Origin of the sequence: Pseudomonas reactans, assembly GCF_013387025.1 — a bacterium.
GTDB lineage: Bacteria > Pseudomonadota > Gammaproteobacteria > Pseudomonadales > Pseudomonadaceae > Aquipseudomonas > Aquipseudomonas reactans.
Map to the genome: position 1 here is coordinate 65,596 of NZ_JACAQP010000008.1, position 25,830 is coordinate 91,425.

Below are 25,830 nucleotides of genomic sequence, written 5' to 3' on the forward strand. Positions count from 1 at the left end.
TCGACTCTATGCGCCCGAGCGAATATGACGAATCCGAAGCAGTGGTACGATTTTCAGGAACAGATAGCGGATCACTTCCGTATGTTAGGCGTATCTGCTAAGACTAATATATCGATTGAAGGTGTTAGGACGTCTCACGATGTTGACGTTTTAGTATCAACTAAATTTCTCGGCGCAGATATAACTTGGGTTGTGGAGGCTAAGTCTTGGAGGAGCAACGTCCCAAAAGAAAAAGTTTTAGCGCTTAGATCTATTGTTGAAGACATTGGTGCAGACCGAGGTTTCTTGATTTCTGAAAAAGGTTTTCAGAGTGGAGCTTGGGAAGCCGCGCACAAAACGAATGTTGAATTAGTAAGGTTTTCTGATTTAAAGGATCGAACAAGGAAAATAATTCAGTTCGAAATGCTTCAGGCATATGAGAATCGAGCGGAGTTACTCGTAGAGAGATATTTCTCTCACTCAAAATCAGTAAGGATAGAGTACGGATTGCGGAACGATACATACAGCTTAGGAGAACGATTATTTAGTGGGCAGTTGTTCATTGGAATGATTTTTGGCGCAATTGAAAGAGCTAAAAAAAACGAATATCCTATGAATGTAAGATCTCTGCTTGATATAAAAGCGGGAGAGGATGTGGTTGAAAGCTACTTCGAGCTTGCGAACTGGCTGAATGTCAATCTTAATATGTTTGACGAAATGCTACTCCACGCTGAGAATGCAATGATATTGGCTGGCGACTTCAAACCTCACGTAGTCGACCGAAGTAACCCTTCTGTTGTTGCGTCATACCAAGAATATCAAAAAAATCGAAGGGCCGCCTATGCATCAGTGGGCCGGAACTTGTTCTCTGAAAATTAACACCTTCGATAGTAACCTTTTCTAAGGCTTTCACTAATTTGAACGCAAGACCTATGGACCACGAACTCACCCAATGACAACGATTTGAATGAAGAAAAGATGGGGTTGGAGGCCGTTAAGGCCGTCAGACATAAAGTTCGATATTCTAAAGTGTGGCAGTGGAGCGCAGAAAGGCCTTAAGGTACAGAGTTTTTGCGCCGGGTTGTCCAGCGGTGGCCCAACCTAACGGTGATACCCACGAGTGGATATGACATCAAGCTTCTATTGTCCCGGGGAGGCTTTTTACCTCCAGAAATTCTGGTCAATTGAAATCCTTTTCTCGCAGTAGCGGAGCTAATTCAACTAGGGATCTCGGAGCGAAAGTCAGACAACCGCAGAGCGCAAGCATTGCCCCTCTTTAGCGTGCATTCTATTCAGCGCAGTTAGGAAGCCCGAATTTGAATGTCCGCTTATGGCCGAAAGCAGACCCTGGGCTGCGCAAGTAAAGTCGAGGGTTTGGTCCTGCTCCGGAGTTCATCTCTTTCATGGGAATCAAAGTCGCCGAATCGTAGGTGCCGCATACGACGATTCGGCGAGCAGTCAGCTAGTGACTGGGATTTCTGTTATTCAACGAGGACAGGGTGCTTCGCGGTCTAGCAGTCTTGCCGTCATGAGTGCGCCCAGTTCGCTCAATTGGTGAATCGCGAGTGCAATGTCACGGTGCTTACCGCTGAGGTCTTCCGATAGATCGAGCAGAAGAGTACTGACCGAGCTAAAGGTCTCGTAGCTATTGGCAATGAGCGCTTCATTGCTAACGTCAGGAGCGACAATGAAGAGCGTGGTCGAATCATTAACCATCGTTAAGTTCCTTACCTTGATGCCACCACCCCATCGCTACTAAACGAAAAGGCGGCAGCTGTACGCAGGTTAGTAGACCGGTGGAACCTAACAAAACCGGCGCGCCCGGGGGCGCCCTGCGCACAGCCACCATCAAGTACAGACGGAGGCCGTCTGACGGAGGATGCTCATGCACTTGTTAGGTTGAATCGTAGGCTACTAAACCCGATCACCGAAAAATTCAGCGACCGCGCAACCATAGATTCCGCCACCCCAGCGCACAAGCCGGCGGATTCTGACGCAGGCGTAGGCAATCGGGCAAGCCGCTGCCCAGCTTTGGGAAATGTCCTAGGACATCGCCCTCACACCGTCACCACCACCTTGCCCACTTGCTGGTTCGCTTCCAAATACCGATGCGCCTCCTGCACCTCATCCAAGGCAAACGTCTTCGCAATCACCGGCGCCAACGCTCCCGAAGCCAGCCCGTCCAAAATAAACGCCTTGGCCCGCGCCAACGCAGCCGGATCACCGACGATCTCGGCGTACAAATACCCCTTGAGCGTCAAACATTTGCCCAACACGGTAAACAGCGGAAACGGCGTCGGCTCGGCACTCAGTGCGCCGTACTCCAGCAAGATCCCGCCCTGGGCCATGCTTTGGGTGAGGGCTTCAAAGCCCGGCCCGCCGATGGGGTCGAACACCACGCGGGCGCCTTTGCCGTCGGTGAGTTGCATCACGCGTTCCACCAGGTTTTCTTCGTCGCTGACGATGACGTGGTGGGCGCCAGCGTCAAGCAGGGCTTGTTGTTTGGCGCGGGTGCGGGTGACGGCGATGGCGGTGGCGCCGACGCTGCGGGCGATCTGGAAGGCGGCGAGGCCGACGCTGCTGGAGGCGGCGGTCACCAGTACGTAGTCGCCTGTGGTGAGTTTGGCTTGTTCGACCAGGGCGCCCCAGGCGGTGACGTATTGCATCCACGAGGCGGCGGCTTGGACGAAGCTTAGGTTTTGCGGGTGTTTGACGGTGAGGTGGGCGGGTACGTTGGCCACTTCGCCGTAGGTGCCCCAGCGGGCGATGTCGAGGGGTGGGATGACGCTGACGGCGTCGCCCACTTGGAGGTCGCTGACGTTGGCGCCGATGGCGGTGACTACGCCGGCGGCTTCGTAGCCCAGGCGGCTGGGGAACTCGGCTTCTTGCAGGTAGGCGTGGTTGCGGAACATCACTTCGGCGCGGTTGAGGCCGAAGGCTTTGACGTCGATTTGCACTTCATCGGCGGCGGGGGCGGGCACGTCGATGTCTTCGAGTTTCAAGACGCTGGCGTCGCCGTAGGCGTGGAGTCGGACAATGCGTGGCATGGGTGTAGACCTCGGTGTTGATCGATAAGGCGTTCAATTTAGGCTTGGGAAGGCGTGGGATAAAGGCCTAGGATGACGCAACACTAGAAACAACGGGTTTCCAATGGACCGCCTTACCTTGATGGCCACTTTCGTCAAAGCCGTGGAGCTGGGCTCGTTCAGTGCGGTGGCGGATGAGTTGAACCTGTCGCCGCAATTGATCGGCAAGCAGGTGAAGATGCTGGAGCAGCACCTGGGTGTGTCGCTGCTCAACCGCACCACGCGCAAGCAGAGCCTGACCGACTTTGGGCGCACGTTTTATCAACGCGCCAAGCTGATTCTGGCCGACATGGACGCCGCCGAAGAAATGGCCGCCGTCACCCGTGGCGTGCCCAGTGGGCGCTTGCGCATCAATGCGCCGGTCACGTTTGGCGTAAGCACCCTCGCGCCGCGTTTGCTGGAATATATGGTCAAGTACCCGCAGGTGTCGGTGGACCTGACCTTGTCCAACGAGCTGATCGACCTGGTGGAAGACGGCTACGACGTGGTGTTTCGCATCGGCGAGCTGGCCGACAGCGGCCTGACCGCCTTGCCCCTCAAGCCGTATCAGATGGTGTTGTGCGCGGCGCCGGCCTATCTGGCGCGGCGGCCCGCCCTCAGCAGCCCTTGGGATTTGCAGGAGCATGAGTGCCTGGCGTTTGCCTATTCGGACGGGCGCTCGCATTTGCAGTTCGACGGGCCGGAGGGGCGGGTGGAGGTGCCGATTACAAGCCGTTTGACGATTAATCAGGGCGACCCGCTGTTGTCGGCGGCGGTGGCCGGGCTGGGCGTGGTGTTGCTGCCCCAGGAGTTGGTGAACGACGCGCTGCGCAAGGGCACGTTGGTGGCGTTGTTGCCGGGCTACAGTGTGCCGGTGTTGCCGATGAACTTGCTGTACACGGCGGGTCGGCAGGTGACGCCGAAGGTGCGCAGTTTTGTTGAGTTTGTAAAAGGGGTGTTGGGGCGGTAATCAAGGGGGCGGGCCAGCGTCAGAATGGCTCGCCCCCTGTTCCGTTACGGCAGCACCTTGGCGATGGCGTCAAACGCGACCATGTCGTCGATCACTTTGCCGCCAGTGGGCTGGGTCTGGGCCTGCCACACCACGATCACCACGTTTTTGGTCGGGTTGATGTAGACGTACTGGCCAAAGGTGCCTGCGGCGGTGAAGGCTTTGTCGGCCTTGGACGCGTCGGTCCAGCCGGGCCACCACATGGAGGCGAACTCGCCGTAGGCGCCATCTGAACCGGTGACCGCGCTGGCGAAGCTCAACCAACCTTCCGGCAACACTTGCTTGCCACCGGCCTTGCCGCCGCTGAGTACGAATTGACCGAAGCGGCCGTAGTCTTCCAGGGTGGCGCTAATGCCACTGCCACCCACTTCGTTGCCGTTGGCGCCGTCGAGCCACCATTTGGCATCGGTCTGCATGCCGTAGGGTGCCCAGATTTTTTCGCTGAGGTATTGGGTGAGGGGCTTGCCCACGGCGGCGCTGACCAGTTGGCCCAGCACTTGGGTTTCGCCGGTGCTGTAGTTGGTGCGGGTGCCCGGTGGCGCGGCGGTGGAGAGAGTGGCCATGAACTTGAGCAGGGAGCCGGTCACCTGCTCGCTGCGCAGTTGGATCAGGTGGCGTTCGTCGGAGGTGGGGTCGGTGTATTTTTCGTTCCACTTGACCCCGGAGCGCATGGCCAGGATCTGCCGCACGGTGACCTGGTCGTAGGCGCTGCCGGCCAGGGCGGGCAGGTAGTGGGTGACTTTGTCGTCCAGGCTTTTGATCGAGCCGTCCTGCAGGGCCGCGCCCACCAAGGTGGAGGTGACGGATTTGGCCACCGACATCGACATCCAGCGGGTCTCGGCGGTGTTGCCGTGGGCGTAGCGCTCATCCACGATCTTGCCGTCCTTGAGCACCAGCAGGCCGGTGACGCGGTTGGTCGCCACGTAGTCGTCGAGGCTGTAGTGCTTGCCTTTGAACTCGAACGCCACGGGGGCCAGGGGTTTGGCGCTGCGCGGCAGGGGGAACGGATGCCCACCCGCCTTGATGGTGCGCACCGGGAACAGGCGGTCGGTGTTGCGGAAGGTGGTTACCGCCAGTTCCGGGCTGAGTTTGCCGTCGTAGATGGCTTGCACGTCGCCAATCGGCTCCTGTGCGTGGGGGTAAGGCTGGGTCGCGCAGGCGGCCAGCGACAGGGCGAGTGTGGCGGCGCCCATCAACACTGGCAGGGCGCGGCGCTTGAAGCGCGGGAGCACGGGCATAAGAACCTCTTTATTATTGTGGGTCGGTCTTGAGGGGCGGCGACGCGTCAGCGAGGCTGGCGTGCCGGAACCAGCATGCGGTGGGGGATTTTTTTTGGCGCGCGGGATCGGGCCGGTTTATGCGTGGGATTGGGACAGCGGCCGCCCCTGGCGAGGGCGGCGCGGGTAACGGCTCACACCACGCCGGGCGCGGCGAGGTTGCAATATTGCCCTTTGAAATACAGCAGGGGTTGCGCCGCCGCCGTCTCTTGCAGGTTCAGCGCTTTTACTTCACCGATCACGATCAGGTGATCGCCGGCGGTGTGTTCGGCGTGAATCTCGCAATCGAGCCAATGCAGGCTGCCGGCAATGATCGGGTTGCCCAGGGGCGATGCCTGCCAGTCGACGTCGTGCCACTTGTCGGTGCCACGCCGCGCGAACTGGTTGGAGATCTTGACCTGCTCGCCCGAGAGGATGTTGACGGCAAACCGACCGGCCTGGCGGATCTTGGGGTAGCTGGCGGAACTGGCCATGACGCTGAATGACACCAACGGTGGGTTCATCGACACGCTGTAGAACGACTGGCAGGTGAAGCCAATCGGCTCGCCATTGATGTGCGATGTAATCACCGTGATGCCGGAGGCGTAGTGCCCGAGCGCTTCGCGAAAGCTCAAGGGCTCAATGGCCGCACAGGCACGTGACAGGATGGACATCAGTTCGACAGTTCTCGGCGGATGATTTCAGCGCCGGCACTCAACGCCTGCAGCTTGCCGCGTGCCACTTGGCGGGGCAGGGGCGCCATGCCGCAGTTGGTGCACGGGTAAAGTTTGTCGGCATCCACGAACTGCAGGGCTTTGCGCAGGGTATTGGCGACTTCTTCCGGTGTTTCAATGGCGTGGTTGGCCACGTCAATGGCACCGACCATCACTTTTTTACCGCGAATCAGTTCGATGAGTTCCATGGGCACATGGGAGTTGTGGCATTCCAGCGAGACGATATCGATGCTCGATTGCTGCAGCTTGGGAAATGCCTCTTCGTATTGGCGCCACTCGGAGCCCAGGGTTTTTTTCCAGTCGGTATTGGCCTTGATGCCGTAGCCGTAGCAGATGTGCACCGCTGTTTCACATTTAAGACCTTCGATGGCTCTTTCCAGGGTGGCAACGCCCCAGTCGTTCACCTCGTCAAAGAAGACGTTAAAGGCAGGCTCGTCAAACTGGATGATATCCACGCCCGCCGCTTCCAACTCCCGGGCTTCTTCATTGAGGATCTTGGCGAATTCCCAGGCCAGTTTTTCGCGACTTTTGTAGTGGTTGTCATACAGCGTATCGATCATCGTCATGGGGCCTGGCAGCGCCCACTTGATCGGTTGGTTGGTCTGTTGGCGCAGGAACTTGGCGTCTTCGACAAACACCGGCTTTTGACGCGCGACAGCCCCCACTACGGTCGGCACGCTCGCATCATAACGGTCACGGATTCTGACGGTTTCACGCTTCTCGAAATCCACACCGCTGAGGTGTTCGATGAAGGTGGTGACGAAGTGTTGGCGCGTTTGTTCGCCATCACTGACGATATCAATGCCGGCGTTTTGTTGTTCTTGCAGCGACAAGCGCAACGCGTCTTGCTTGCCCTCGATCAGTGCTTCTTCTTGCAGTTTCCAGGGCGACCAGAGTGTCTCGGGTTGTGCCAGCCAGGACGGTTTAGGCAAGCTGCCGGCGGTTGATGTAGGTAATAACTTTTTCATTAAAGGGTGACCTTGTCTTTTAAGGGAATTAACGCGCGCAGTGGGCAGACCACTGCTCCAGTACCGACTGGTAGGGCTTGATGAAGTTTTCTTCAACGAACTTGCCCTGCTCGATGGCCAGTCGGCCGCGCTCTTCGCGGTCGTACACAATCCGCGTCAGTGAATAGTCCTGGTGTTGCAGGCTGGGTTGATAGGATTTACCGGCTACAGAGTTCGCGTTGTAGATCTCTGGGCGGTAGATCTTCTGGAAGGTGTCCATGGTGCTGATGGTGCTGATCAGCTCAAGGGTGCTGTAGTCGCTGAGCAAATCCCCGGAAAAGTAAAACGCCAGGGGCGCAACGCTGTTGGCCGGCATGAAATAGCGAACCTTGAGCCCCATCTTGTTGAAGTACTCATCCGTCAGGGAGTATTCATCTTGCTGGTATTCAACACCCAGCACAGGGTGCAGGTTTTCGGTGCGGTGATAGGTCCTGGCGCTCGACACGCTCAGGCAGATCACGGGCGGTTTGTTGAAGTGCTCCTTGTACGTGCTGGAGTTGACGAAGCTCTTGAACAACTTCCCGTGCAGCTCGCCAAAGTCAGCGGGCGTGCTGAACTGGGCTTGGTCTTTGTTGTGCTCCAGCAAGCGCACGCTGAAGTCATAGTCGCGTACGTAAGAGGAAAAGTTATTGCCGACAATGCCTGCCAGGCGCTCGTTGGTTTTGCGATCGACAATATTGGTTTTCAATATTTCAATCAAAGGAATGGCATGGCCGCTGCGCTGGGCATCCATGTCCATTTCCACGGAAATGATTTCAAGCTCGACCGTGTAGCGATCGCCTTTGGGGTTGTCCCAATGGGCCAAGGCATTGAAGCGGTTGTCAATCATCCGCAACGTGTTGCGCAAGTTTTCTTGACGGCTCGCGCCCCTCGCCAGGTTGGCAAAGTTGGTGGTGATGCGCGTATTTTCGGCGGGATGGTAGTTCTCGTCGAAACGAATGCTCTTGACCGTAAATGCAAACTCTTTGTTCATTGTGATGCCACACCCTGATTGCCGCGATAGCCCCTGAACGTGTTCAGGGGCTTGTTCAGCGGTCTATAACTTGTCTTTAAGTAGGGTGCATCTTAGGCGGGGAGCAACATGAGAAAAACTGAATTGATTTCACTGCAACTTTAGCGCTCCTCATGATGGGGTACCGCCGTTGCGCGGCCGCCGCCAAAACCAGCCCCTTTCTACGCAAACCGGTCTACCATGCCTCCCCGGCAGTGGTTCCACGCGCTACCGACCTCTCTCTTGCAAGGTATCGCCCATGTCCATTGACCAGATTTCCCTCCCTAAAGGCGTAGGCCCTCACGCCACCAAGCTTCTCGATGCCATCACCGGCGCTGCCACCCACGATGAACTCAACCGCGCCGGCGGCAAGGCCGAAGGGTTTGTACTCGGGCTGGAATCCACCAAGGCGATCAAGAGCCAGATCGCCGAGTCGCTGTATGTGGCCTACGACGACGCGGCGAGTCACCGGGCAACTGAACTGAAAGGCTAACGCCAGGCGGGTTTCTTCGGGTCCGGATTGAACGGCCTGAGCGACTGTTGCCAGGCCGGAGCCGGCAAGTTGCTGCGGCAGGCGCACCAATGCACCGGTGTCGGATTATTGATATCGCCCCAGCCTTTGGCTTCATAGGACGCCATGATCTCGCTCAACCGCCAGGCGTCACCGGCCCCGGCGATCAACTGCGTATGGGGCGCCGGCGTGGGGTTGATCGTCAGCGGCGGGTTGGTGGAGTCCAGCAGCCAGTAATCCTTCACCAGCCCGCCCCGGGACACCACGTTAGGGGCTTGTAGCCGATTCATCGAAGCGGGGTCGGCTTCGATCCGGCCTGCTACGTTATCCCGGATGGGAATGCCGTCGGCCGTCCAGAAGTACAGCGTGAAGCCCTTTGGCAGCGCAAAAGGGGGAAACCCGTCCCCACAGGCCAACCCATGCCCCGACAATACAATCGCCATACTGATTCCCCGCTCGTTTGAGGTGTGCCGAGCGCCCCTTCGCAGGAGGGGCGAGTTGAATTAAAAACGTGTGAGGTGGGCGGAATATTCCAGTCGCGGGCAAAAATAATCCAGAAATCTTGTCATGAGGGTGCGCTACAGTGGGTGCCTGACGCTGGCCCGATAGAAAGGAATCCCATGACATTGACCGTCGACGATTTGCTCAGCCTGGCCATGGCCAACCCCATCAACGCCGAAATCACCGCGCGCCTGCCGGACCTCGGGGTGGACCAGTGCTTTCTCACGGCGGGCTGCCTGTTCCAGGCGGTGTGGAATCATCAGTCGAACCTGCCTGCGGCCCAGGGTGTAAAGGACTACGACGTTTTCTACTTCGATACCGACCTGTCCTACGAGGCCGAGGACGCGGTGATCCGTGCGGCTGAGCGGTTGTTCCAGGACCTGGGCGTCAACGTCGAGGTGAAGAACCAGGCGCGGATTCATCTCTGGTACGGCGAGCGGTTTGGTCGGCCTTATCCGCAGTTGCACACGGCCAAACAGGGGATTGATCGTTACTTGGTCGCGGGCACCTGCATCGGGTTGGAGATTGCCACGGGCGAGTTGTACGCGCCTTATGGGCTGGAGGACGTGGCGCAGGGCGTGCTGCGCATCAACCCCCTGCATCCGGAACCTGAGTTGTTTAGGCAGAAGGCCCGCAGTTATCAGGCGCGCTGGCCTTGGCTCAGGGTTGTAGAGGCAGCCCACAGAGGTCCATTTCTAGCGTCTGCCAAAACCTGCCCGTGAATCATCTACGGTAGTGGGTGTGCTGGCACCGCAGCCGAACGTGCATCCAAGGCTGACTCGATGTTGCTGATCAAGTCTTCAAGGCTAGTGACTACTTTGGCTTTGCATTTGATTTGTGCATTTTTCAAGGCGTTTGCAGTAGCCAAGTCGGCTCTGAAGAAATCGACATAGGGGATGTACAGCGTGTGGATTAAATCACCGAGGTCGCTGTCTCGCGCTTTTCTCGTGTTCTTGGTTGATACCACGGATGATAAAAACATCTGGGCGATAAATTTTGACGCGACATACATCGAGGGCGAGCCTTCGGGGCTGGCGGTTACTAGACTGTTGGCTGGGATGTGTCCTTCTGAAAGTGCGTCAATAAAGTCTTGGGGCGCTTTGTCAGCCAGTTGTTTCGCCAACGCCGTCAGACGTTTATTGACCTCGGAGGCGCTTGCTCCCGTCGCCACCAATTCGTCATGGAGGGTTTTAAGCTCTGCGGACGACTCGGTAAGCAGATGGTTAAGCCCTTTGCCTGCCGTCCGTAGGCTTGTTGAAAACTGTGTTGAGGTGTTCCAGTTTTTTACATACCAATTGGATAAAAAATCTAAGTCGTTAACAGAGTCCTGCATGGCGATGGCTAGAGCCGAAGTAAAGTCCTGAGCAGAGAGCATCTCCAACGTCTTGCTCTGCTTGATCGGAAACTCCCGAGTGATATCTCTCACCAGTGTGTTGTCGGTAGCCAATGCTTTCTTTGTTTTGGCTTTATCCGCGCGTCGTTGCTGCCTGTTTTTTGGCGGCTCGGTACTCTGATCGTTGCTTGTGTCGTCTTTCCATAACTCTGCCAGGTTGGGGAGCCAGTGACCGCGATCATTCAGTACACCCGACGTGACGGTTCCTGAAAGCTCATTGATGATGAGTGATATGGGGTCCATGAACACTTTTGTCCCGCAGAGTTGTTTGATGCACGACAAGCGTAATTGTCCAAATTCGGCACTTGCAATATCAACAGGCACCGCCTCCATGATATGAGCCATGGAGTATCTGATTTCGATTTTTCCGCTGTTAACCCAGTGGAGTAATTTTGACTTTATTTGGCTCATGGCGTGACCATCTTTGCCTTGAGCGCGGGAGAGGTTCGAAAAATCGCTACTGTCCAGATAGACCTGCATTGAGGTATTCATACTTCAAGAAGATTCCTTTTTTCGTGAAGCCTGGATGGTATCAATACGACATTATTTCGGACAAGAGTCCATGGGCGTAGAGCTGGCGTAGCAGTACTTTCTGATTTAAGCGGGTAGCCCGGTTGTTCAGGGGGGGCGTGCATGCAGCGGGTCAGTGGGATCGCACGCTGTCCCATTGAGTATTTGATTGAATTTTTGAAGGTGGGTTGAGTCATTGAAGGATGCACGGAAAAGCCCTTTTTCATCACCGCTGACGACAGCCAAGGATCGCCCATGACCTTCTTCATCTTCCTGCTCGCCTGCGTCGCTGCTGCCAGTACCGGCATGCTCTTCAAACCGGGGGCCTGGTACGAATCCCTGGTCAAACCCAGTTTCACCCCGCCCAATTGGTTGTTCCCGGTGGCGTGGACGATCATCTACCTGCTGCTGGCCTGGGCCGGTTACCGCCTCAGCCTGATTCCGGGCAGCCAAACCGTGTTGGCGCTGTGGGCGGCGCAGATTGCGTTGAACACCTTGTGGACGCCGGTGTTTTTCGGCGCCCATCGCATCCTCGCCGGGATGGTGATTCTGGCTGTGTTGTGGCTGACCGTGGCGACGATGGTGGTGCTGGCGGTGCAGTTGGACCTGATCACCGGCTTGATTCTGTTCCCGTACCTGGCGTGGTTGTGCGTGGCGGCGGCGCTGAATTTCTCGATCCTGCGCAATAACCGCTGATGGCCGTTAAAGCCTGGCCCGCCAGTGAGTCCGAACTGGCCGAAATGCGGCGCTTCAACCAAAAGCTCGCCTGGTTGCCGCGCTTCAAGATCCGCAATCGCGTCACGCCGCGTTTGATCCAGGCGCTGTTGCGGGTCAGTCAAAAGATCAAGCAAGCGCCTTTGGCGCAAACCCGCTACGTCGACTCAGTCCCCGTGCGCATCCTGCGCCCCAGCGGCCAGCCCAAGGGCGTGGTACTGGATATCCACGGCGGCGGCTGGGTGATCGGCAACGCGCAGATGGATGACGACCTCAACCTGGGCATGGTCAATGCCTGCGACGTGGCGGTGGTGTCGGTGGATTATCGGCTGGCAGTCGACACGCCGGTCGAAGGGCTGATGGACGACTGCCTGGCGGCGGCGCGGTGGCTGCTCACCACGGAGGAATTTGCCGGGCTGCCGGTGATTGTCGTCGGCGAGTCCGCCGGTGGGCACCTGGCAGCGGCCACTTTGCTGGCGCTGAAGCAATGGCCGGCGCTGCTCCAGCGGGTGAGCGGGGCGGTGTTGTATTACGGCGTCTACGACCTGACCGGCACACCCAGCGTGCGCGCGGCGGGGCCCGACACCCTGTTGCTGGACGGGCCGGGTATGGTCGACGCGCTGCGCCTGCTCACGCCGGGGTTGAACGATGACGCGCGACGCCAGTCGCCGCTGTCACCGTTGTATGGCGACTTCGAAGGCCTGCCCCCGGCGTTGATGTTCGTGGGGGAGCTTGATCCGTTGAAGGATGACACGCTGTTGATAGCTGAGCGGTGGCCGGGGGCTGAGGCGCATTTGTTGCCGGAGGCGGCACATGGGTTTATTCATTTTCCCGTGGCGATGGGGGCGGGAGTGCTTGCCTACAGCCGCCGGTGGATAAGCCAGCGCGTGGACGGTAGCGAGCGGCAGACGACGCTGATGCAATGAGGTTCAGTGGTCTATGTGTGGCGAGCGAGCTTGTTGTGGCGAGCGGGCTTGCCCCGCGTTGGGCTGCGAAGCGGCCCTAAACCATGCGAACCCGTTCGACCTGAAGGAACGCAGTGGCCTTATTGGGGCCGCTTCGCAGCCCAACGCGGGGCAAGCCCGCTCGCCACAGTAATCTCCTTTCCATCATTAAACCGAGCGTAGCCGCAGGATTTGCGCCCCATCAAACGGGTCTGTCAGATAGTGCGCCTGCACCCCAAAAGTCTCCTGCAAACGCTGCGGCGTCAACACCTCCAGTGGCTTGCCCAGTGCCACCAACCGCCCGTGATCCAACACCGCCAGCCGATCGCAGGTCAGCGCCTGGTTCAGATCATGCAGGGCAATCAAGGTGGTGACGGGCAACCCTTGCACGCCCTTCAACATGCCAAGCTGATGCTGGATATCCAAATGATTGGTCGGCTCATCCAGCAACAGGATCTGCGGCCGTTGCGCCAACGCACGGGCGATGTGCACGCGTTGGCGTTCACCGCCCGAGAGGCTGCGCCAGGCGCGATGGCTCAGGTGGGTGGCGTCGACGTCGTGCAGCGCCTGATTGACGATGACGTCGTCTTCATTCGACCACGGGCTCAGCGCCGACAACCACGGGGTTCGGCCCAGCGCCACGGCGTCGAACACGCGGATGGCGTCGTCGGTGTCGGCCTGCTGTTCCACCACCGCCAGTTGTTGCGCGATGGCGCGGCGCGACAGCTTGCCCAGGCGCTGGCCGCCCAGCAGCACTTCGCCGGACGCTGGGGTGCGCAGGCCGGCGAGCAACTTGAGCAAGGTGGATTTACCGGAGCCGTTCGGCCCGACGATACCGAGGGTTTCGCCCGGCTGAACGTCCAGATGAATGTCGCTCAGCAATTGCGCCTCGCGCACTTTGAAACCCAATCCTGTGCAGCTCAGCACGGTCATCGCGCATTCCTCCGGCCAATGAGGATCAGCGCAAACACCGGCGCACCGACCAGCGCCGTGACCACACCGACCGGAATCACTTGGCCCTTGATCAAGGTGCGTGACAGCACATCCGCCGCAATCAAGAACAACGCGCCGCCCAACGCACTGGCCGGCAGCAAGCGCGAATGCCCGGTGCCAAGCAACAGGCGCACGGCGTGGGGAATCACCAGCCCCACAAACCCGATGGAGCCGACAATCGACACCATCACCGCCGTCACCAGCGCCGCGCAGCCCACCAGCACGAACTGCACGCGGCGCACCGGAATGCCGAGGGACGCCGCCGAGTCGCTGCCGAAGGTAAACGCATCCAGCGCCCGACGGTGCCACAGGCACACCGCCAAGCCTGCAACCGCCACCGGCACCGCCAGCCACACCGAAGGCCAGCGCACGCCACTGAGGTTACCGAGTAGCCAGAACATGATGCCGCGCGCCTGTTCGGAACTGGCGGATTTGGTGATCAGGAACGCGGTGAGCGCATTGAACAATTGCGAGCCGGCAATGCCCGCCAGGATGATCTGGCCGGTGCCACTAACCGAACCGCTGGCGCGGGCGAGCAGGATCACCAGCGCAAACGCGGCCATGGCGCCGACAAACGCGCCCGCCGACAACGAGATCAAACCGCCGCCCACACCGATCAACGCCACCAGCACCGCGCCGGTCGAGGCGCCGGCGCTGATGCCCAGCAGGTACGGATCGGCCAGCGGGTTGCGCAACAGCGATTGCAGGATCACGCCGCACGTCGCCAGCCCGGCGCCGCACGCAGCGGCGACCAGGGCGCGGGTGAGGCGGTAGTTCCACACCACGCCTTCGTCGATAGGGTCGAGCACGTAGCCAGCCGCCCACAGTTTGTTGGCGAGGACTTGGAGTACCACCTGCGGCGAGATGGCGGTTTCGCCGATGGCCACGCCCGCGAGTACGGCGGCTAATAGCAGGGCCAGGGCGAGTAGGGTGCGTATCATTTGGTTAGATCGTAGCCGTCGATGGCCGTGGCCAGTTGTTCAAGGCCGTCGAACGTGCGGATGCTGGCCTGCAGCGCCAGGGCGTCGAGGATGATGATGCGGTTGTTTTTCACCGCGTCCATGTTGCGGGTGACCGGGTCGCTGCGCAGGAAGGCCAGTTTCTTTTCATGATCGTCGGCAGGGTAGCGGCGGCGGTCCATGCGCGCGATCACCAGCACGGTCGGGTTGGCCTTGGCGAGGGTTTCCCAGCCGACGGCGGGCCACTCTTCGTCGGACTGCACGACATTATGCAAACCGAGGGTTTCCAGCATGAACTCCGGAATGCCCTTGTGGCCGGCCACATAAGGGTCACTGGCCATCTCGGAACTGGAGAACCACACCAAGGCGCTGGCTTGCTTGAGGCCCTTGCTCTGCACGGTGGCGACGGATTTGGCCAGGCGCGCCTTGAGTTCTTCGTTCAGTTGTTGGCCGCGTGCCTGCACGTCGAAGATCTCGGCGAGTTGGCTGATGCTTTTATAGATCGTCTCGATGCGAAACGGCTCCAGCCGCGTGCCGTCGGCGCCGACCAGGTTGTCCTTGCCTTCGCAGTCGGAGGGCAGCAGGTAGGTGGGAATCTTCAGTTCATGGAATTGCTCGCGGGTGCCGACCACGCCTTGCGGCCCGACCACCCATTCCAGCTCGGCGGCCACCAGTTGCGGGCGCTTGGCGATCACGGCCTCAAAACTTGGCTCATTGTTGGCCAGGCGCTCGATGGTGTCGTTCTGCGCTTTGTACTGTGGCAGTACGCTGTTGAACCACAGCGAGGTGCCGACCACTTTATTGCCCACGCCCAGGGCGTAGAGCATCTCGGTGGCGGCCTGGCCGATGGTCACGCTGCGGGCCGGGGCTTGCTGGAAGGTTAGGGTGCTGCCGCAGTTTTCCACGGTCAGCGGGTAGTGGGTGGGTGCGGCTTGGGCCAGGGCACAGAAGCCCAGACCGGTAAGCAGGGCGGTAACGCGTGGCAGCATGGGGCTATCTCCGAGTGAAGCGTGCGTGCCATTCGGAAATACACCCTCGAGCGCTGTGGTAGCGACAGGCAAGAATGTCCTTCCCGGACACCCCGCCGGTTAGTAGTTGAGCTCGAGCCGGCAGGTCTCCTGACTGATGCGTCGTCGCCCGGCTCCGGCCTTCCCGGACAAGGTCCAGTGGCATCAAGGAGCAGGCTCAGCACCTACAGTTGCGGGGGCAGTTCCGATTGGCGCGGGTGTGCCGCGCTTCGGATTCCCTATTAGTCCCGTTTGGGAACCGGCGCGGTATGGTAGTCGATCACGCGGTTGAACGGGAGGGCGTGAAGTCAACGGTAGCTCTCTGGCGGTCAGGCTCCTATGATGCTCAGCCCATGGATCGCTTTATCACAAGGAATACACCGTGAAATCATTTGTCGCGCTCGTCCTTATCGCCACCCTGGCCGGTTGTGCCACTCAGGGTAAATCTGAACAGCAGATTCTCGACGAGGCCTCCACCGCCTATGTCAAGTCGATGCCCGCCGACTCAGACAAACTGCGCTTGCACACGATGAGCATCCCTAAAAGCGGTATGTTCGGCGACACCCTGGCGATTTCCCTGGCCGGCGACCAAAACGCTGCCAGCCTCAGGGGCGAATTGCTGAATACCAAGCGCTTGGGCGACGTGTTCTTTTTGATCATGGGGGCCGGCACGCCGGTTGATGTTGCCGTGATCGGCAAAGCCGTCGAAGGGCAGGATTTGAAGGGCCTGCAGATTTACTACTCGGGCACCGACGCACAGAAAGACCTGGTGCGTGCGGCGGTCGAGAAGTCGCAGGCGCAGTTTCATTACATCAGTGCGCAGTGAGGGGGCGGCCAAAGGGCGCAAGTATCCACACCTCGCTGGGTACGGCGCTGGCGGCTTGACGGTCGGCCGCAATCTTACTGTTACTCCTGCGATTCAGAATGTGGGAGCTGGCTTGCCTGCGAAGGCGGCCTGACAGCTGGCCTGGATGTTGGATCAGACCGGGTACATATCCGTTATTTAGGTAATGGCGGCTATGGGTTCCGCTCTTACAGCGGGTCACTTTTTGAAGAGCGCAAAAAGTAACCAAAAACGCTTCGCCCCAACACTCGGCACCTCGCCTAGGCTCGGTGTGCCCGATCGCAGGCTTGAATCCGTGGGCCGCCGCGATGGGCCATCCTTGGCCCAGCGCGGCTAACCCGGCGTCCTGCCGGGTTACCCACGGATTCAAGCCTGCGTTCGGCCAGCGTGTTTGACGGGGCGCCTGAGATCAAAAGCCAGATCAAGAGCGGCTCGCTTCGCATCGTGGTTGGCGTGTGACGCAGTTCAACATGTGAAGCGTCGGTCAGAGACGAATGTCTTCAGGCCCCTGTATCAGCGCTTCAATCCGCGTGCCGGTGGCGCGCTCTTCGTTGCTGAAGCCGTCGTAGTCGGCCAGGTTGCCGAAGCGCAGACCGGTCAGGCGCTCGATCTGGATCACGCTGCGCTGGTAGGTCCTGAGCTGGCCGAACACCAGGTCGAGTTGGCCCAGTTCGCGGCTCTGGTCAATCATGTAGGCACTCGCGCTAGGCTTGCCGTTGTCGCTGAGGTAGGCGACCACTTTCCAGAACGCCTTGGGAATCTGCACGCCTCGGTACACCCGGTCGTCGTCGGCGAATACCGGGCCGGTGAACACCGTGGCGCGGGCTTTCCAGCGTTGGGTGTTGTCGAGGATGTAGTCTTCGAGTTCCAGCCAGGTCTTCTGGTTGAACCCGCTCATCTGCGGCGAGCAGTTGGTGAAATGGAAGGTATCGAGGTTGGCGGTTTGCGCCTCATCGCCCCAGTTGGGGTCTTGTCGGCGGACCAGGTGGCCGCGATCCAGGCCATTGCTGGCATACAGCGCTTCGCCCACCTGCGCGTCGACGGGCAGGCGGCCGTCATAGGCCCAGGTGTCGTTGCTGCGAATGATCTCTACGTGCTGACCACCATCGATGTTGACGCCCACATACAGCGCAAGTCGCTTGGCGCGTGACATCGTGATCGAGAAGTGCGTGTAGTCCAGGCGTTTTTGTGCGTCCCCCGACAAGGCTTTTTCAACCGTGGGCCAGGGCACCTCGAAGTTGCCGAGAAAGTCCTCGGCGTAGCCGCGTCGGTCCTTCAAGTCTTTGGCGGGGGTGACGCGGGGTGTCGCGGCACGCGCCTCCAGCAGCGTGGGGCTCGGTGCGATCAACGGGCGCAGGTCAGCGAGCCGGGGGCGGTATGAAAGGTCGATTTTGGTTTTACGTGCAGGCATCGGTCAGTCCTCCTTGGATAAACACGACTGCAACATAGCTTAATGACAATTGATGATGCGCGTTAACCCCGGGGGACTATCCTCAAACAGTCATTGCCGACAAGGAGCCAGCCGATGTGTGATCGCCATGACCGTAACCCGATTTTCTGCCTGATCCCGCCCTACATGCTCGACCAGATCGCGCGCAACGGCGATAAAGCGCAACGGGAGGTCGCGTTGCGCACCCGCGCCAAGGACACGACCTTTCGCTCGTTGCGCATGGTCGCCGAGCCTGCCAAGGGGCCGGCGCACATGGCCCTGGCCATGGGCGCGGATAAGCGTCGCTCGATCTACAGTGCCGAAGGCACCGACAGCCTGCCGGGCACGCTGGTGCGTGGTGAGGGGCAACCCGCCAGTGGGGATGCCGCGGTGGACGAAGCTTACGAGGGCTTGGGCGCCACCTTCGATTTTTTCGACCAGGTCTTCGATCGTAACTCCATCGACGACGCCGGTATGGCGTTGGATGCCACGGTGCATTTTGGCCAGAACTACAACAATGCGTTCTGGAACTCGACCCAGATGGTGTTCGGCGATGGAGACGCGCAGTTGTTCAACCGCTTCACGGTGGCGCTCGACGTGATCGGCCATGAGTTGGCGCATGGCGTCACCGAGGACGAGGCCAAGCTGATGTATTTCAATCAGTCCGGCGCGTTGAACGAGTCGCTCTCGGATGTGTTCGGCTCGCTCATCAAGCAATATGCCTTGAAGCAAAGCGCGCAAGACGCTGATTGGTTGATCGGCAAAGGGCTGTTCACCCAAAAGATCAAAGGCACCGCCCTGCGTTCGATGAAAGCCCCTGGCACGGCGTTTGACGACAAACTGCTGGGCAAGGACCCTCAGCCGGGGCACATGGATGATTTTGTGCAGACCTACGAGGACAATGGCGGGGTGCATATCAACTCCGGCATTCCCAACCATGCGTTCTACCAGGTGGCGACCAAGCTCGGCGGTTTTGCCTGGGAGCGCGCCGGGCGCATTTGGTATGACGCGCTGCGGGATGCGCGGCTGCGGCCCAACTCGGGGTTCCTGCGCTTTGCGCGCATTACTTACGATGTGGCTGGCCGGCTTTACGGTGTGAACAAGGATGAACAGAAGGCGGTCAAGGAAGGTTGGAAGGCGGTCGGCATTTCTGTCTGACGTGAGGAACAGCCATGCAAATTTCGATCAAGGAAAACGGCGGCCCCGGTTATTTTCCGGGCTTGGCCAAGCCTCAGACGGTGGAGCTGGACGCGCTGCCGGAGCAGGATCAGCGGGAGCTGCGGCGGCTTGTCGAGGCGTGCGACTTCTTTGAGTTGCCACAAAGCCATGCACCTGCGCCGGGTAATCCTGGGCAGGTGCATTACACCCTGACGGTGAAGGAAGACGAGCGCGAGCACACGGTTTGCGTGCTCGCGCCAGTCAAATCGCAGGCCTTGGATGGGTTGGTGCAGTGCGTGCGGCGGCATGTGCGTTGCTGAGACAGGCCGCCGTCATGGCCAGCTTACTTGCGGTCCAGCCACACCGTCTGCGCGTTGCAGAATTCCCGCACGCCGAAGTGCGACAGCTCGCGGCCGAAACCACTCTTCTTGATCCCACCAAACGCCACCCGAGGGTCGGAGACGCTGAAGGCGTTGACGAAAATGCCGCCGGTTTCCAATTGGTTGGCGATATCCCGCGCCTTGGCCGGGTCGGTGGTGAAGATGCTCGCGGTAAGGCCGAACTCGCTGTCATTCGCCAGGGCCACCGCATGGTTGGCATCGCGGGCGGTGATGATCGAGGCGACTGGGCCGAACAGTTCCTGTTTGAACGAGGTCATCTGGTCGGTGACGCCTGCCAGCACGGTGGGTTCGTAGTAGTTGCCGGCGCCGGGCACTTTGTGGCCGCCCAGCAGCAGGGTCGCGCCTTCTTCCAGGGTGGCCTGGACCTGACCATGCAACTCGTCGCGCAGATCGAAGCGCGCCATCGGGCCGATGTAGGTGGCGGCTGACGTCGGGTCACCCATCACCAGAGCACGGCTGGCCTCGACGAATTTGGCGGTGAAGGCTTCCACTACGCCTTCCTCGATGATCAGGCGTTTGGCGGCGGCGCAGACTTGGCCGCTGTTCTGGAAGCGACCGATCAGCGCGGCTTGCACGGCGGCGTCGAGGTCGGCGTCGTTGAGCACGATGAACGGGTCCGAGCCGCCCAATTCCAGCACGCACTTTTTCAGCGCCGCGCCAGCCTGGGAGCCAATGGCGATACCGGCGCGCACGCTGCCGGTAAGGGTAACGGCGGCGATGCGTGGGTCGGCGATGGCTTTGGACACGCCTTCGTTGGTCACGTTGACCACTTCAAACAGGCCTTCGGCAAAACCGGCCTTCTGGAACGCCCGCTGGATCAGATAGGCGCTGCCCATCACGTTCGGTGCGTGTTTGAGCACATAGGTGTTGCCGGCCAGCATCGTCGGCACGGCGCCGCGCAACACTTGCCATACCGGGAAGTTCCACGGCATCACGGCGAAGATCGGTCCCAGCGGGCGGTATTCGATCTGCGCGCTGCCGTTGTCCACCAGGGTCGGTTCTGGGGCGAGCATGGCGGGGCCATGGGCGGCGTACCATTCGCTGAGTTGCGCGCATTTTTCGATTTCGGCACGGGCCTGGGCGATGGGTTTGCCCATTTCCAGGGTGATCATCTGTGCCATGTCTTCGGCTTGTTCGCGCAGGGCGCTGGCCAGGCTCAGCAGCAACTCGGCGCGCTGGCTCACCGGCTGGCGGCGCCAGGCCCGGAAGGCGAGGGTGGAGCGGTCGAGGGCGGCGTCCAGTTGCTGCGCGGTTTCATACGGATAGCTGCCGACCGTTTCGCCGTTGGCCGGGTTGATCGAGAGGGCGTGGGTAGTCGCGTTCATGGCACCGTCCTGCTGAATGAGTTAAGTGGGGTTCAGCGTACGGGGCTATCACTTTTCTGGAAACTGAATAATATTAAGCAATACGTTCACGATTGGAGAATGATTTGGACCTGGTGCAGCTGGAAATCTTCAAGGCCGTGGCCGAGCAAGGCAGCATCAGCGCCGCCGCGCAGTTGATTCATCGTGTGCCGTCGAACTTGACCACGCGCATCAAGCAACTGGAGCAGGACCTCGGGGTGGAGCTGTTCATCCGCGAGAAAAGCCGCCTGCGCTTGTCACCGGCCGGGTGGAATTTCCTTGGCTATGCGCGGCGCATTCTCGACCTGGTACAGGAAGCCCGCGCAACCGTGGCGGGCGAGGAGCCCCAGGGCGCGTTTGCCCTGGGTTCGCTGGAGAGCACGGCGGCGGTGCGTATCCCGGCGCTGCTGGCGGCGTACAACCAGAAACACACCAAGGTTGAGCTGGACCTGAGTACCGGGCCTTCAGGCACCATGATCGAAGGCGTGTTATCCGGGCGGCTGACGGCGGCGTTCGTCGACGGCCCGCTGTTGCACGCGACCCTGGAAGGCGTGGCGGTGTTCGAGGAAGAGATGGTGGTGATCGCGCCGCTGCATCATGCGCCGATTACCCGGGGCCAGGATGTGAATGGCGAGAATATCTACACGTTCCGCTCCAATTGCTCTTACCGCCACCATTTCGAGCGCTGGTTTTCACAAGACGGCGCGGCGCCGGGGAAGATTTTCGAGATTGAGTCCTACCACGGCATGCTGGCTTGCGTCAGCGCCGGCGCGGGATTGGCGTTGATGCCGCGCAGCATGTTGGAAAACATGCCGGGGTTTGCGGCAGTGAGTGTGTGGCCGCTGACGGATAACTTCCGGATTCTGCACACCTGGCTGATCTGGCGGCGGGGGACGGTGTCGCAGAGTTTGAACAGCTTCGTAAAACTACTCGAAGAACGCGACCTCTGTAGGAGCGAGCTTGCTCGCGAAGATCGTTAACGATAATGCGGGCTGCCTGGTTGTACGCGGCGGTCTCTGGTTTTTCGCGAGCAAGCTCGCTCCTACAGCGGCGGGAGGTGTTCAGCCGCCAAATTGCAGGGTGCCCATCGCCAGCTTTGCCATCAGTGCAGTCGCGCCCAATTGCACCAGCCACAGTGCCAGGCCACCCAGGAACACACCCAACGCCACTTGCAGCACCAAGCTCTTCTGGCGCTTGGGTTGCGGTGCGCGTGGGGCGTAGTCATGCAGTTCGTCGCGGTCGGCGCGCAGGTCCAGGTCGTCGTTTCTCATAGCATTCTCACAGCAAAGGGGCGGTCAAGGTTCAGTCTAGGGGCTGGAGACGAAAAAGGGGAAGCCATCGGCTTCCCCTTCTGGTGCAACAGCTGCAGGTTTACAGCACCTGAACGATTGCCTTTGTGACTGCATCAATGTTCGACTGGTTCAACGCCGCCACGCAGATACGGCCGGTATCCAGTGCGTAGATACCAAACTCGCTGCGCAAGCGGGTGACTTGCTCAACGGTCAGGCCGGAGTAGGAGAACATCCCACGCTGGCGGCCGACGAAGCTGAAGTCGTGGCCCGGAGCAGCCTTGGCCAGCTCACTCACCATCTGCTCACGCATGCCACGGATGCGCAGGCGCATTTCGGCCAGTTCGGCTTCCCACTGAGCGCGCAGTTCAGGGTTGTTCAGTACCGCTGCAACGATCGCCGCGCCGTGGGTCGGCGGGTTGGAGTAGTTGGTGCGGATCACGCGTTTGACCTGGGACAGGATGCGCGCGCTTTCTTCCTTGGAGTCGCCGACGATGGACAGTGCGCCCACCCGTTCGCCGTACAGGGAGAACGACTTGGAGAACGAGCTGGAGACAAAGAAGGTCAGGCCCGATTCAGCGAACAGGCGCACGGCAGCGGCGTCTTCGTGGATGCCATCGCCAAAGCCCTGGTAGGCCATGTCGAGGAACGGCACCAGGTTCTTGGCCTTGATCACGTCCAGCACGTTCTGCCAGTCGGCCGGGCTCAGGTCGACGCCGGTCGGGTTGTGGCAGCACGCATGCAGCACCACGATGGACTGGGGCGGCAGGGCGTTGAGGTCTTCGAGCAGGCCGGCACGGTTCACGTCGTGGGTGGCGGCGTCGTAGTAGCGGTAGTTCTGCACCGGGAAACCGGCGGTTTCGAACAAGGCACGGTGGTTTTCCCAGCTCGGGTCGCTGATGGCGACGACGGCGTTTGGCAGCAGTTGCTTGAGGAAATCAGCACCCAGCTTCAGCGCGCCAGTGCCGCCTACCGCTTGCACGGTGGTGACGCGGCCAGCGTTCAGCAGGGGCGATTCAGCGCCGAACAGCAGGGTTTGCACGGCCTTGTCGTAGGCCGCGATGCCGTCGATTGGCAAGTAGCCACGGGCGGCGTGTTGCGCCACGCGAATGGCTTCCGCTTCGGCAACGGCACGCAAGAGTGGAATCTTCCCCTCCTCGTTGCAGTAAACGCCCACGCCAAGGTTGACCTTGGTGGTTCGTGTATCGGCGTTGAATGCTTCGTTGAGGCCCAGGATTGGATCGCGTGGTGCCATTTCGACAGCGGAGAACAGGCTCATTTTTGCGGCAGCTCTATGGGGGGTAGGAGGGACGTGTCGCGCTCCAGCCGAATGCACTAGAGCGGTGCACAAACGGGGAGTTAGTATAGAGACCATCACCGCCTGAGGCGACAGCCGAAACGGCTTTTCGGCCAAGTTTTTCGGTTTATTTGCTGACCGTTAGTCTTATTGCAACATTGATCGGTCAGGGCGCGTAGGGCGATTGCCTTGAAACCCGTCACATTCGCCACCACTTCTACAGCTATCATGGTTTTTTCCTGCAACCTGCGATGATTTTTCGCCGGTTGTTGAGCTATTTCGTCCCTGGCGGTTTCGAGTCTGGGGTGACTTCACGAGGTACGTTATGTCGGATTTCCAGCTCGTCACCCGCTTTGAACCCGCCGGCGATCAACCGGAAGCCATTCGCCAGATGGTCGAAGGCATCGAAGCCGGGCTGGCGCACCAGACCCTGCTCGGGGTGACCGGCTCGGGCAAGACCTTCAGCATTGCCAACGTGATTGCGCAGATCAACCGGCCCACCCTGGTGCTGGCGCCGAACAAGACCCTGGCCGCGCAGCTGTACGGCGAGTTCAAGGCGTTCTTCCCGAACAACGCGGTGGAGTACTTCGTTTCCTACTACGACTACTACCAGCCCGAAGCCTACGTGCCGTCCTCCGACACCTTTATCGAGAAGGATGCGTCGATCAACGACCACATCGAGCAGATGCGGCTGTCGGCGACCAAGGCCTTGCTGGAGCGCAAGGACGCGATCATCGTCACCACCGTGTCGTGCATCTACGGTCTGGGCAGCCCGGAAACCTATCTGAAGATGGTGCTGCACGTCGATCGCGGCGACAAACTCGACCAGCGCGAACTGCTGCGCCGCCTGACCAGCCTGCAATACACGCGCAACGACATGGACTTTGCCCGCGCCACCTTCCGCGTGCGCGGCGATGTGATCGACATCTATCCGGCAGAATCCGATCTGGAAGCGATCCGCATCGAGCTGTTCGACGATGAAGTAGAAAGCCTGTCGGCCTTCGACCCGTTGACTGGTGAGGTGATCCGCAAACTGCCGCGCTTTACCTTCTATCCGAAAAGCCACTATGTGACCCCGCGTGAAACCCTGATGGGCGCCATCGAAGGCATCAAGGTCGAGTTGGCCGAGCGTCTGGAGTACCTGCGCTCCAACAACAAACTGGTCGAAGCCCAGCGCCTGGAGCAACGTACCCGTTTCGACCTGGAGATGATCCTGGAGCTGGGTTACTGCAACGGCATCGAAAACTACTCGCGCTACCTGTCGGGCCGTGAATCCGGCGCGCCGCCGCCGACCCTGTACGATTACCTGCCGCCTGATGCGCTGCTGGTGATCGATGAGTCCCACGTCAGCGTGCCGCAAGTGGGCGCGATGTATAAGGGCGACCGTTCGCGTAAAGAAACCCTGGTGGAGTACGGTTTCCGCCTGCCGTCGGCCCTGGATAACCGGCCGATGCGCTTTGACGAGTGGGAAAGCATCAGCCCGCAGACCATCTTTGTGTCGGCGACGCCGGGCAACTATGAGGCCGAGCATGCCGGCCGCGTGATTGAGCAGCTGGTGCGCCCGACCGGCCTGGTGGACCCGGAAATCGAAATCCGCCCGGCATTGACCCAGGTTGACGATTTGCTCTCGGAGATCACCAAGCGTGTGGCCCTGGAAGAGCGGGTGCTGGTCACCACGCTGACCAAGCGCATGTCCGAAGACTTGACCGACTACCTGGCCGACCACGGCGTGCGCGTGCGTTACCTGCACTCGGACATCGACACCGTGGAGCGCGTGGAGATCATCCGCGACCTGCGCCTGGGCACCTTTGACGTGCTGGTGGGCATCAACCTGCTGCGTGAAGGCCTGGACATGCCGGAAGTGTCGTTGGTAGCGATCCTTGACGCGGACAAGGAGGGCTTCCTGCGCTCCGAACGCTCGCTGATCCAGACCATCGGCCGTGCGGCACGCAACCTCAATGGCCGGGCGATTCTTTATGCGGACCGCATTACCGGCTCCATGGAGCGGGCGATTGGCGAGACGCAGCGCCGTCGCGACAAGCAGATCGCGTTTAACCTGGAAAACGGCATCATCCCCAAAGGCGTGTTCAAGGACGTCGCCGACATCATGGAAGGCGCCACCGTGCCGGGCTCGCGCAGCAAGAAGCGCAAGGGCATGGCCAAGGCTGCCGAGGAAAGCGCCAAGTACGAGAACGAACTGCGCTCGCCGAGTGAGATCACCAAGCGCATCCGCCAACTGGAAGAGAAAATGTACCAGTTGGCGCGGGACCTGGAGTTCGAGGCGGCAGCGCAGACGCGGGATGAGATCGGCAAGTTGCGCGAGCGCCTGCTGGCGGTCTAAACCTCTATCACTGTAGGAGCGAGCTTGCTCGCGAAAAACCCGAGAACGCCGCGGGGTATCAGGTTCCCCGCGTCATCGTTGACGAGCTTCGCGAGCAAGCTCGCTCCTACAATAAGGTGCTGCGGGCTGTTACCATTCGCCCCTTGTTTCAATTT

At 59.9% G+C, this 25,830-nt stretch carries 26 protein-coding genes and 1 riboswitch; of the genes, 11 read left to right on the forward strand and 15 right to left on the reverse strand.

The genetic code is table 11. The features are described 5' to 3' along the window. Positions 1 to 24 precede the first annotated feature (24 nt). Positions 25 to 858, forward strand: coding sequence for a restriction endonuclease (locus HX793_RS11460; RefSeq protein ID WP_177095524.1), 834 nt, complete (start codon positions 25 to 27; stop codon positions 856 to 858). Between the two features lie 606 nt (positions 859 to 1,464). Here the strand turns inward: HX793_RS11460 and HX793_RS11465 are convergent. Next, complete coding sequence (locus HX793_RS11465; protein WP_177095526.1) at positions 1,465 to 1,695, reverse strand: DUF6124 family protein; 231 nt, start codon at positions 1,693 to 1,695, stop codon at positions 1,465 to 1,467. 341 nt (positions 1,696 to 2,036) lie between these two features. Next, positions 2,037 to 3,026 (reverse strand): zinc-dependent alcohol dehydrogenase family protein, encoded by a 990-nt coding sequence (locus tag HX793_RS11470; RefSeq protein WP_177095528.1) that lies wholly within the window; start codon positions 3,024 to 3,026, stop codon positions 2,037 to 2,039. A 103-nt stretch (positions 3,027 to 3,129) separates the two neighbouring features. Between HX793_RS11470 and HX793_RS11475 the strand changes: the two genes are divergently transcribed. Continuing rightward, positions 3,130 to 4,014, forward strand: a complete 885-nt coding sequence (locus HX793_RS11475; RefSeq protein ID WP_177095530.1) for a LysR family transcriptional regulator — start codon at positions 3,130 to 3,132, stop codon at positions 4,012 to 4,014. Between the two features lie 44 nt (positions 4,015 to 4,058). Here the strand turns inward: HX793_RS11475 and HX793_RS11480 are convergent, their stop codons facing one another. The 4 genes from HX793_RS11480 to HX793_RS11495 all read right to left on the reverse strand — a co-directional run bounded on the left by HX793_RS11480 (position 4,059) and on the right by HX793_RS11495 (position 8,023). Then, positions 4,059 to 5,291: a serine hydrolase domain-containing protein gene (locus tag HX793_RS11480; protein ID WP_177095532.1), complete on the reverse strand. Its 1,233-nt coding sequence runs from the start codon at positions 5,289 to 5,291 to the stop codon at positions 4,059 to 4,061. A 173-nt stretch (positions 5,292 to 5,464) separates the two neighbouring features. Beyond that, positions 5,465 to 5,983 carry a flavin reductase family protein gene (locus tag HX793_RS11485; protein WP_177095534.1) on the reverse strand — a complete coding sequence of 173 codons (519 nt, stop codon included), beginning with the start codon at positions 5,981 to 5,983 and terminating at the stop codon, positions 5,465 to 5,467. After that, positions 5,983 to 7,011: a methionine synthase gene (locus HX793_RS11490; RefSeq protein ID WP_177095536.1), complete on the reverse strand. Its 1,029-nt coding sequence runs from the start codon at positions 7,009 to 7,011 to the stop codon at positions 5,983 to 5,985. Before HX793_RS11490 ends, HX793_RS11485 begins: the two co-directional genes overlap by 1 nt. A 28-nt stretch (positions 7,012 to 7,039) precedes the next feature. Beyond that, positions 7,040 to 8,023, reverse strand: a complete 984-nt coding sequence (locus tag HX793_RS11495) for a DUF1852 domain-containing protein (RefSeq protein WP_177095538.1) — start codon at positions 8,021 to 8,023, stop codon at positions 7,040 to 7,042. A gap of 277 nt (positions 8,024 to 8,300) precedes the next feature. Between HX793_RS11495 and HX793_RS11500 the strand changes: the two genes are divergently transcribed. Beyond that, positions 8,301 to 8,534: a hypothetical protein gene (locus HX793_RS11500; protein ID WP_038843387.1), complete on the forward strand. Its 234-nt coding sequence runs from the start codon at positions 8,301 to 8,303 to the stop codon at positions 8,532 to 8,534. On the opposite strand, the gene HX793_RS11505 is transcribed toward HX793_RS11500, so the two are convergent. Then, positions 8,531 to 8,995: a putative adhesin gene (locus HX793_RS11505; protein WP_177095540.1), complete on the reverse strand. Its 465-nt coding sequence runs from the start codon at positions 8,993 to 8,995 to the stop codon at positions 8,531 to 8,533. The genes HX793_RS11500 and HX793_RS11505 overlap by 4 nt on opposite strands. 177 nt (positions 8,996 to 9,172) lie before the next feature. Between HX793_RS11505 and HX793_RS11510 the strand changes: the two genes are divergently transcribed. Continuing rightward, complete coding sequence (locus HX793_RS11510) at positions 9,173 to 9,775, forward strand: nucleotidyltransferase family protein (RefSeq protein ID WP_177095542.1); 603 nt, start codon at positions 9,173 to 9,175, stop codon at positions 9,773 to 9,775. A 5-nt stretch (positions 9,776 to 9,780) separates the two neighbouring features. Here HX793_RS11510 and HX793_RS11515 read toward each other — a convergent pair whose 3' ends face one another. Continuing rightward, the gene (locus HX793_RS11515; RefSeq protein ID WP_177052961.1) at positions 9,781 to 10,938 is read right to left on the reverse strand and encodes a hypothetical protein; all 1,158 of its coding nucleotides are present in this window, start codon (positions 10,936 to 10,938) and stop codon (positions 9,781 to 9,783) included. A 273-nt stretch (positions 10,939 to 11,211) separates the two neighbouring features. Between HX793_RS11515 and tspO the strand changes: the two genes are divergently transcribed. Next, a complete protein-coding gene (gene tspO / locus HX793_RS11520; protein WP_177052960.1) occupies positions 11,212 to 11,652 on the forward strand; it encodes a tryptophan-rich sensory protein TspO in 441 nt (146 codons plus the stop codon). After that, positions 11,652 to 12,596: an alpha/beta hydrolase fold domain-containing protein gene (locus tag HX793_RS11525; RefSeq protein WP_177052959.1), complete on the forward strand. Its 945-nt coding sequence runs from the start codon at positions 11,652 to 11,654 to the stop codon at positions 12,594 to 12,596. The genes tspO and HX793_RS11525 overlap by 1 nt, the downstream gene beginning before the upstream one ends. 186 nt (positions 12,597 to 12,782) lie before the next feature. Here HX793_RS11525 and HX793_RS11530 read toward each other — a convergent pair whose 3' ends face one another. From HX793_RS11530 to HX793_RS11540, 3 genes are read right to left on the reverse strand one after another with little or no spacing between them, the layout of a single operon-like run. Continuing rightward, a complete protein-coding gene (locus HX793_RS11530) occupies positions 12,783 to 13,547 on the reverse strand; it encodes an ABC transporter ATP-binding protein (protein ID WP_177095544.1) in 765 nt (254 codons plus the stop codon). Further along, complete coding sequence (locus HX793_RS11535) at positions 13,544 to 14,548, reverse strand: FecCD family ABC transporter permease (RefSeq protein WP_177052957.1); 1,005 nt, start codon at positions 14,546 to 14,548, stop codon at positions 13,544 to 13,546. The genes HX793_RS11530 and HX793_RS11535 overlap by 4 nt, the downstream gene beginning before the upstream one ends. After that, positions 14,545 to 15,555: an ABC transporter substrate-binding protein gene (locus tag HX793_RS11540; RefSeq protein ID WP_177095546.1), complete on the reverse strand. Its 1,011-nt coding sequence runs from the start codon at positions 15,553 to 15,555 to the stop codon at positions 14,545 to 14,547. The genes HX793_RS11535 and HX793_RS11540 overlap by 4 nt, the downstream gene beginning before the upstream one ends. A 102-nt stretch (positions 15,556 to 15,657) precedes the next feature. Next, a riboswitch (cobalamin riboswitch) is annotated at positions 15,658 to 15,852 on the reverse strand. Between the two features lie 103 nt (positions 15,853 to 15,955). On the opposite strand from HX793_RS11540, the gene HX793_RS11545 reads away from it, so the two are divergent. Further along, positions 15,956 to 16,399: a hypothetical protein gene (locus tag HX793_RS11545; protein WP_177095548.1), complete on the forward strand. Its 444-nt coding sequence runs from the start codon at positions 15,956 to 15,958 to the stop codon at positions 16,397 to 16,399. A 502-nt stretch (positions 16,400 to 16,901) separates the two neighbouring features. Here HX793_RS11545 and HX793_RS11550 read toward each other — a convergent pair. Next, positions 16,902 to 17,828 (reverse strand): DNA/RNA non-specific endonuclease, encoded by a 927-nt coding sequence (locus tag HX793_RS11550; protein ID WP_177061593.1) that lies wholly within the window; start codon positions 17,826 to 17,828, stop codon positions 16,902 to 16,904. Positions 17,829 to 17,942: 114 nt separating this feature from the next. Here HX793_RS11550 and HX793_RS11555 point away from each other — a divergent pair, with 114 nt between their 5' ends. Next, positions 17,943 to 19,004: a M4 family metallopeptidase gene (locus HX793_RS11555; RefSeq protein WP_177052953.1), complete on the forward strand. Its 1,062-nt coding sequence runs from the start codon at positions 17,943 to 17,945 to the stop codon at positions 19,002 to 19,004. Between the two features lie 14 nt (positions 19,005 to 19,018). After that, positions 19,019 to 19,324, forward strand: coding sequence for a protealysin inhibitor emfourin (locus tag HX793_RS11560; protein ID WP_177052952.1), 306 nt, complete (start codon positions 19,019 to 19,021; stop codon positions 19,322 to 19,324). Between the two features lie 23 nt (positions 19,325 to 19,347). On the opposite strand, the gene HX793_RS11565 is transcribed toward HX793_RS11560, so the two are convergent. After that, complete coding sequence (locus tag HX793_RS11565) at positions 19,348 to 20,730, reverse strand: aldehyde dehydrogenase family protein (protein WP_177095549.1); 1,383 nt, start codon at positions 20,728 to 20,730, stop codon at positions 19,348 to 19,350. A gap of 104 nt (positions 20,731 to 20,834) precedes the next feature. Between HX793_RS11565 and ptrR the strand changes: the two genes are divergently transcribed. Next, positions 20,835 to 21,728 (forward strand): putrescine utilization regulator PtrR, encoded by an 894-nt coding sequence (ptrR, locus tag HX793_RS11570; protein WP_016979491.1) that lies wholly within the window; start codon positions 20,835 to 20,837, stop codon positions 21,726 to 21,728. A gap of 81 nt (positions 21,729 to 21,809) precedes the next feature. On the opposite strand, the gene HX793_RS11575 is transcribed toward ptrR, so the two are convergent. Both HX793_RS11575 and HX793_RS11580 read right to left on the reverse strand, forming a co-directional pair. Continuing rightward, complete coding sequence (locus HX793_RS11575) at positions 21,810 to 22,019, reverse strand: hypothetical protein (RefSeq protein WP_028617133.1); 210 nt, start codon at positions 22,017 to 22,019, stop codon at positions 21,810 to 21,812. A 100-nt stretch (positions 22,020 to 22,119) separates the two neighbouring features. Further along, positions 22,120 to 23,316, reverse strand: coding sequence for an amino acid aminotransferase (locus tag HX793_RS11580; RefSeq protein WP_038845572.1), 1,197 nt, complete (start codon positions 23,314 to 23,316; stop codon positions 22,120 to 22,122). 343 nt (positions 23,317 to 23,659) lie between these two features. Between HX793_RS11580 and uvrB the strand changes: the two genes are divergently transcribed. Further along, on the forward strand, positions 23,660 to 25,675 hold the full coding sequence (uvrB, locus tag HX793_RS11585) for an excinuclease ABC subunit UvrB (protein ID WP_016979488.1): 2,016 nt from the start codon (positions 23,660 to 23,662) through the stop codon (positions 25,673 to 25,675). Positions 25,676 to 25,830: the final 155 nt, after the last annotated feature.

Excerpts from the sequence above, each read along its gene's own strand:
- HX793_RS11460 (WP_177095524.1), top strand. The coding sequence starts at position 25 with ATGACGAATCCGAAGCAGTGGTACGATTTTCAGGAACAGATAGCGGAT.
- HX793_RS11465 (WP_177095526.1), bottom strand. The coding sequence starts at position 1,695 with ATGGTTAATGATTCGACCACGCTCTTCATTGTCGCTCCTGACGTTAGC.
- HX793_RS11470 (WP_177095528.1), bottom strand. The coding sequence starts at position 3,026 with ATGCCACGCATTGTCCGACTCCACGCCTACGGCGACGCCAGCGTCTTG.
- HX793_RS11475 (WP_177095530.1), top strand. The coding sequence starts at position 3,130 with ATGGACCGCCTTACCTTGATGGCCACTTTCGTCAAAGCCGTGGAGCTG.
- HX793_RS11480 (WP_177095532.1), bottom strand. The coding sequence starts at position 5,291 with ATGCCCGTGCTCCCGCGCTTCAAGCGCCGCGCCCTGCCAGTGTTGATG.
- HX793_RS11485 (WP_177095534.1), bottom strand. The coding sequence starts at position 5,983 with ATGTCCATCCTGTCACGTGCCTGTGCGGCCATTGAGCCCTTGAGCTTT.
- HX793_RS11490 (WP_177095536.1), bottom strand. The coding sequence starts at position 7,011 with ATGAAAAAGTTATTACCTACATCAACCGCCGGCAGCTTGCCTAAACCG.
- HX793_RS11495 (WP_177095538.1), bottom strand. The coding sequence starts at position 8,023 with ATGAACAAAGAGTTTGCATTTACGGTCAAGAGCATTCGTTTCGACGAG.
- HX793_RS11500 (WP_038843387.1), top strand. The coding sequence starts at position 8,301 with ATGTCCATTGACCAGATTTCCCTCCCTAAAGGCGTAGGCCCTCACGCC.
- HX793_RS11505 (WP_177095540.1), bottom strand. The coding sequence starts at position 8,995 with ATGGCGATTGTATTGTCGGGGCATGGGTTGGCCTGTGGGGACGGGTTT.
- HX793_RS11510 (WP_177095542.1), top strand. The coding sequence starts at position 9,173 with ATGACATTGACCGTCGACGATTTGCTCAGCCTGGCCATGGCCAACCCC.
- HX793_RS11515 (WP_177052961.1), bottom strand. The coding sequence starts at position 10,938 with ATGAATACCTCAATGCAGGTCTATCTGGACAGTAGCGATTTTTCGAAC.
- tspO (WP_177052960.1), top strand. The coding sequence starts at position 11,212 with ATGACCTTCTTCATCTTCCTGCTCGCCTGCGTCGCTGCTGCCAGTACC.
- HX793_RS11525 (WP_177052959.1), top strand. The coding sequence starts at position 11,652 with ATGGCCGTTAAAGCCTGGCCCGCCAGTGAGTCCGAACTGGCCGAAATG.
- HX793_RS11530 (WP_177095544.1), bottom strand. The coding sequence starts at position 13,547 with ATGACCGTGCTGAGCTGCACAGGATTGGGTTTCAAAGTGCGCGAGGCG.
- HX793_RS11535 (WP_177052957.1), bottom strand. The coding sequence starts at position 14,548 with ATGATACGCACCCTACTCGCCCTGGCCCTGCTATTAGCCGCCGTACTC.
- HX793_RS11540 (WP_177095546.1), bottom strand. The coding sequence starts at position 15,555 with ATGCTGCCACGCGTTACCGCCCTGCTTACCGGTCTGGGCTTCTGTGCC.
- HX793_RS11550 (WP_177061593.1), bottom strand. The coding sequence starts at position 17,828 with ATGCCTGCACGTAAAACCAAAATCGACCTTTCATACCGCCCCCGGCTC.
- HX793_RS11555 (WP_177052953.1), top strand. The coding sequence starts at position 17,943 with ATGTGTGATCGCCATGACCGTAACCCGATTTTCTGCCTGATCCCGCCC.
- HX793_RS11560 (WP_177052952.1), top strand. The coding sequence starts at position 19,019 with ATGCAAATTTCGATCAAGGAAAACGGCGGCCCCGGTTATTTTCCGGGC.
- HX793_RS11565 (WP_177095549.1), bottom strand. The coding sequence starts at position 20,730 with ATGAACGCGACTACCCACGCCCTCTCGATCAACCCGGCCAACGGCGAA.
- HX793_RS11575 (WP_028617133.1), bottom strand. The coding sequence starts at position 22,019 with ATGAGAAACGACGACCTGGACCTGCGCGCCGACCGCGACGAACTGCAT.
- HX793_RS11580 (WP_038845572.1), bottom strand. The coding sequence starts at position 23,316 with ATGAGCCTGTTCTCCGCTGTCGAAATGGCACCACGCGATCCAATCCTG.
- uvrB (WP_016979488.1), top strand. The coding sequence starts at position 23,660 with ATGTCGGATTTCCAGCTCGTCACCCGCTTTGAACCCGCCGGCGATCAA.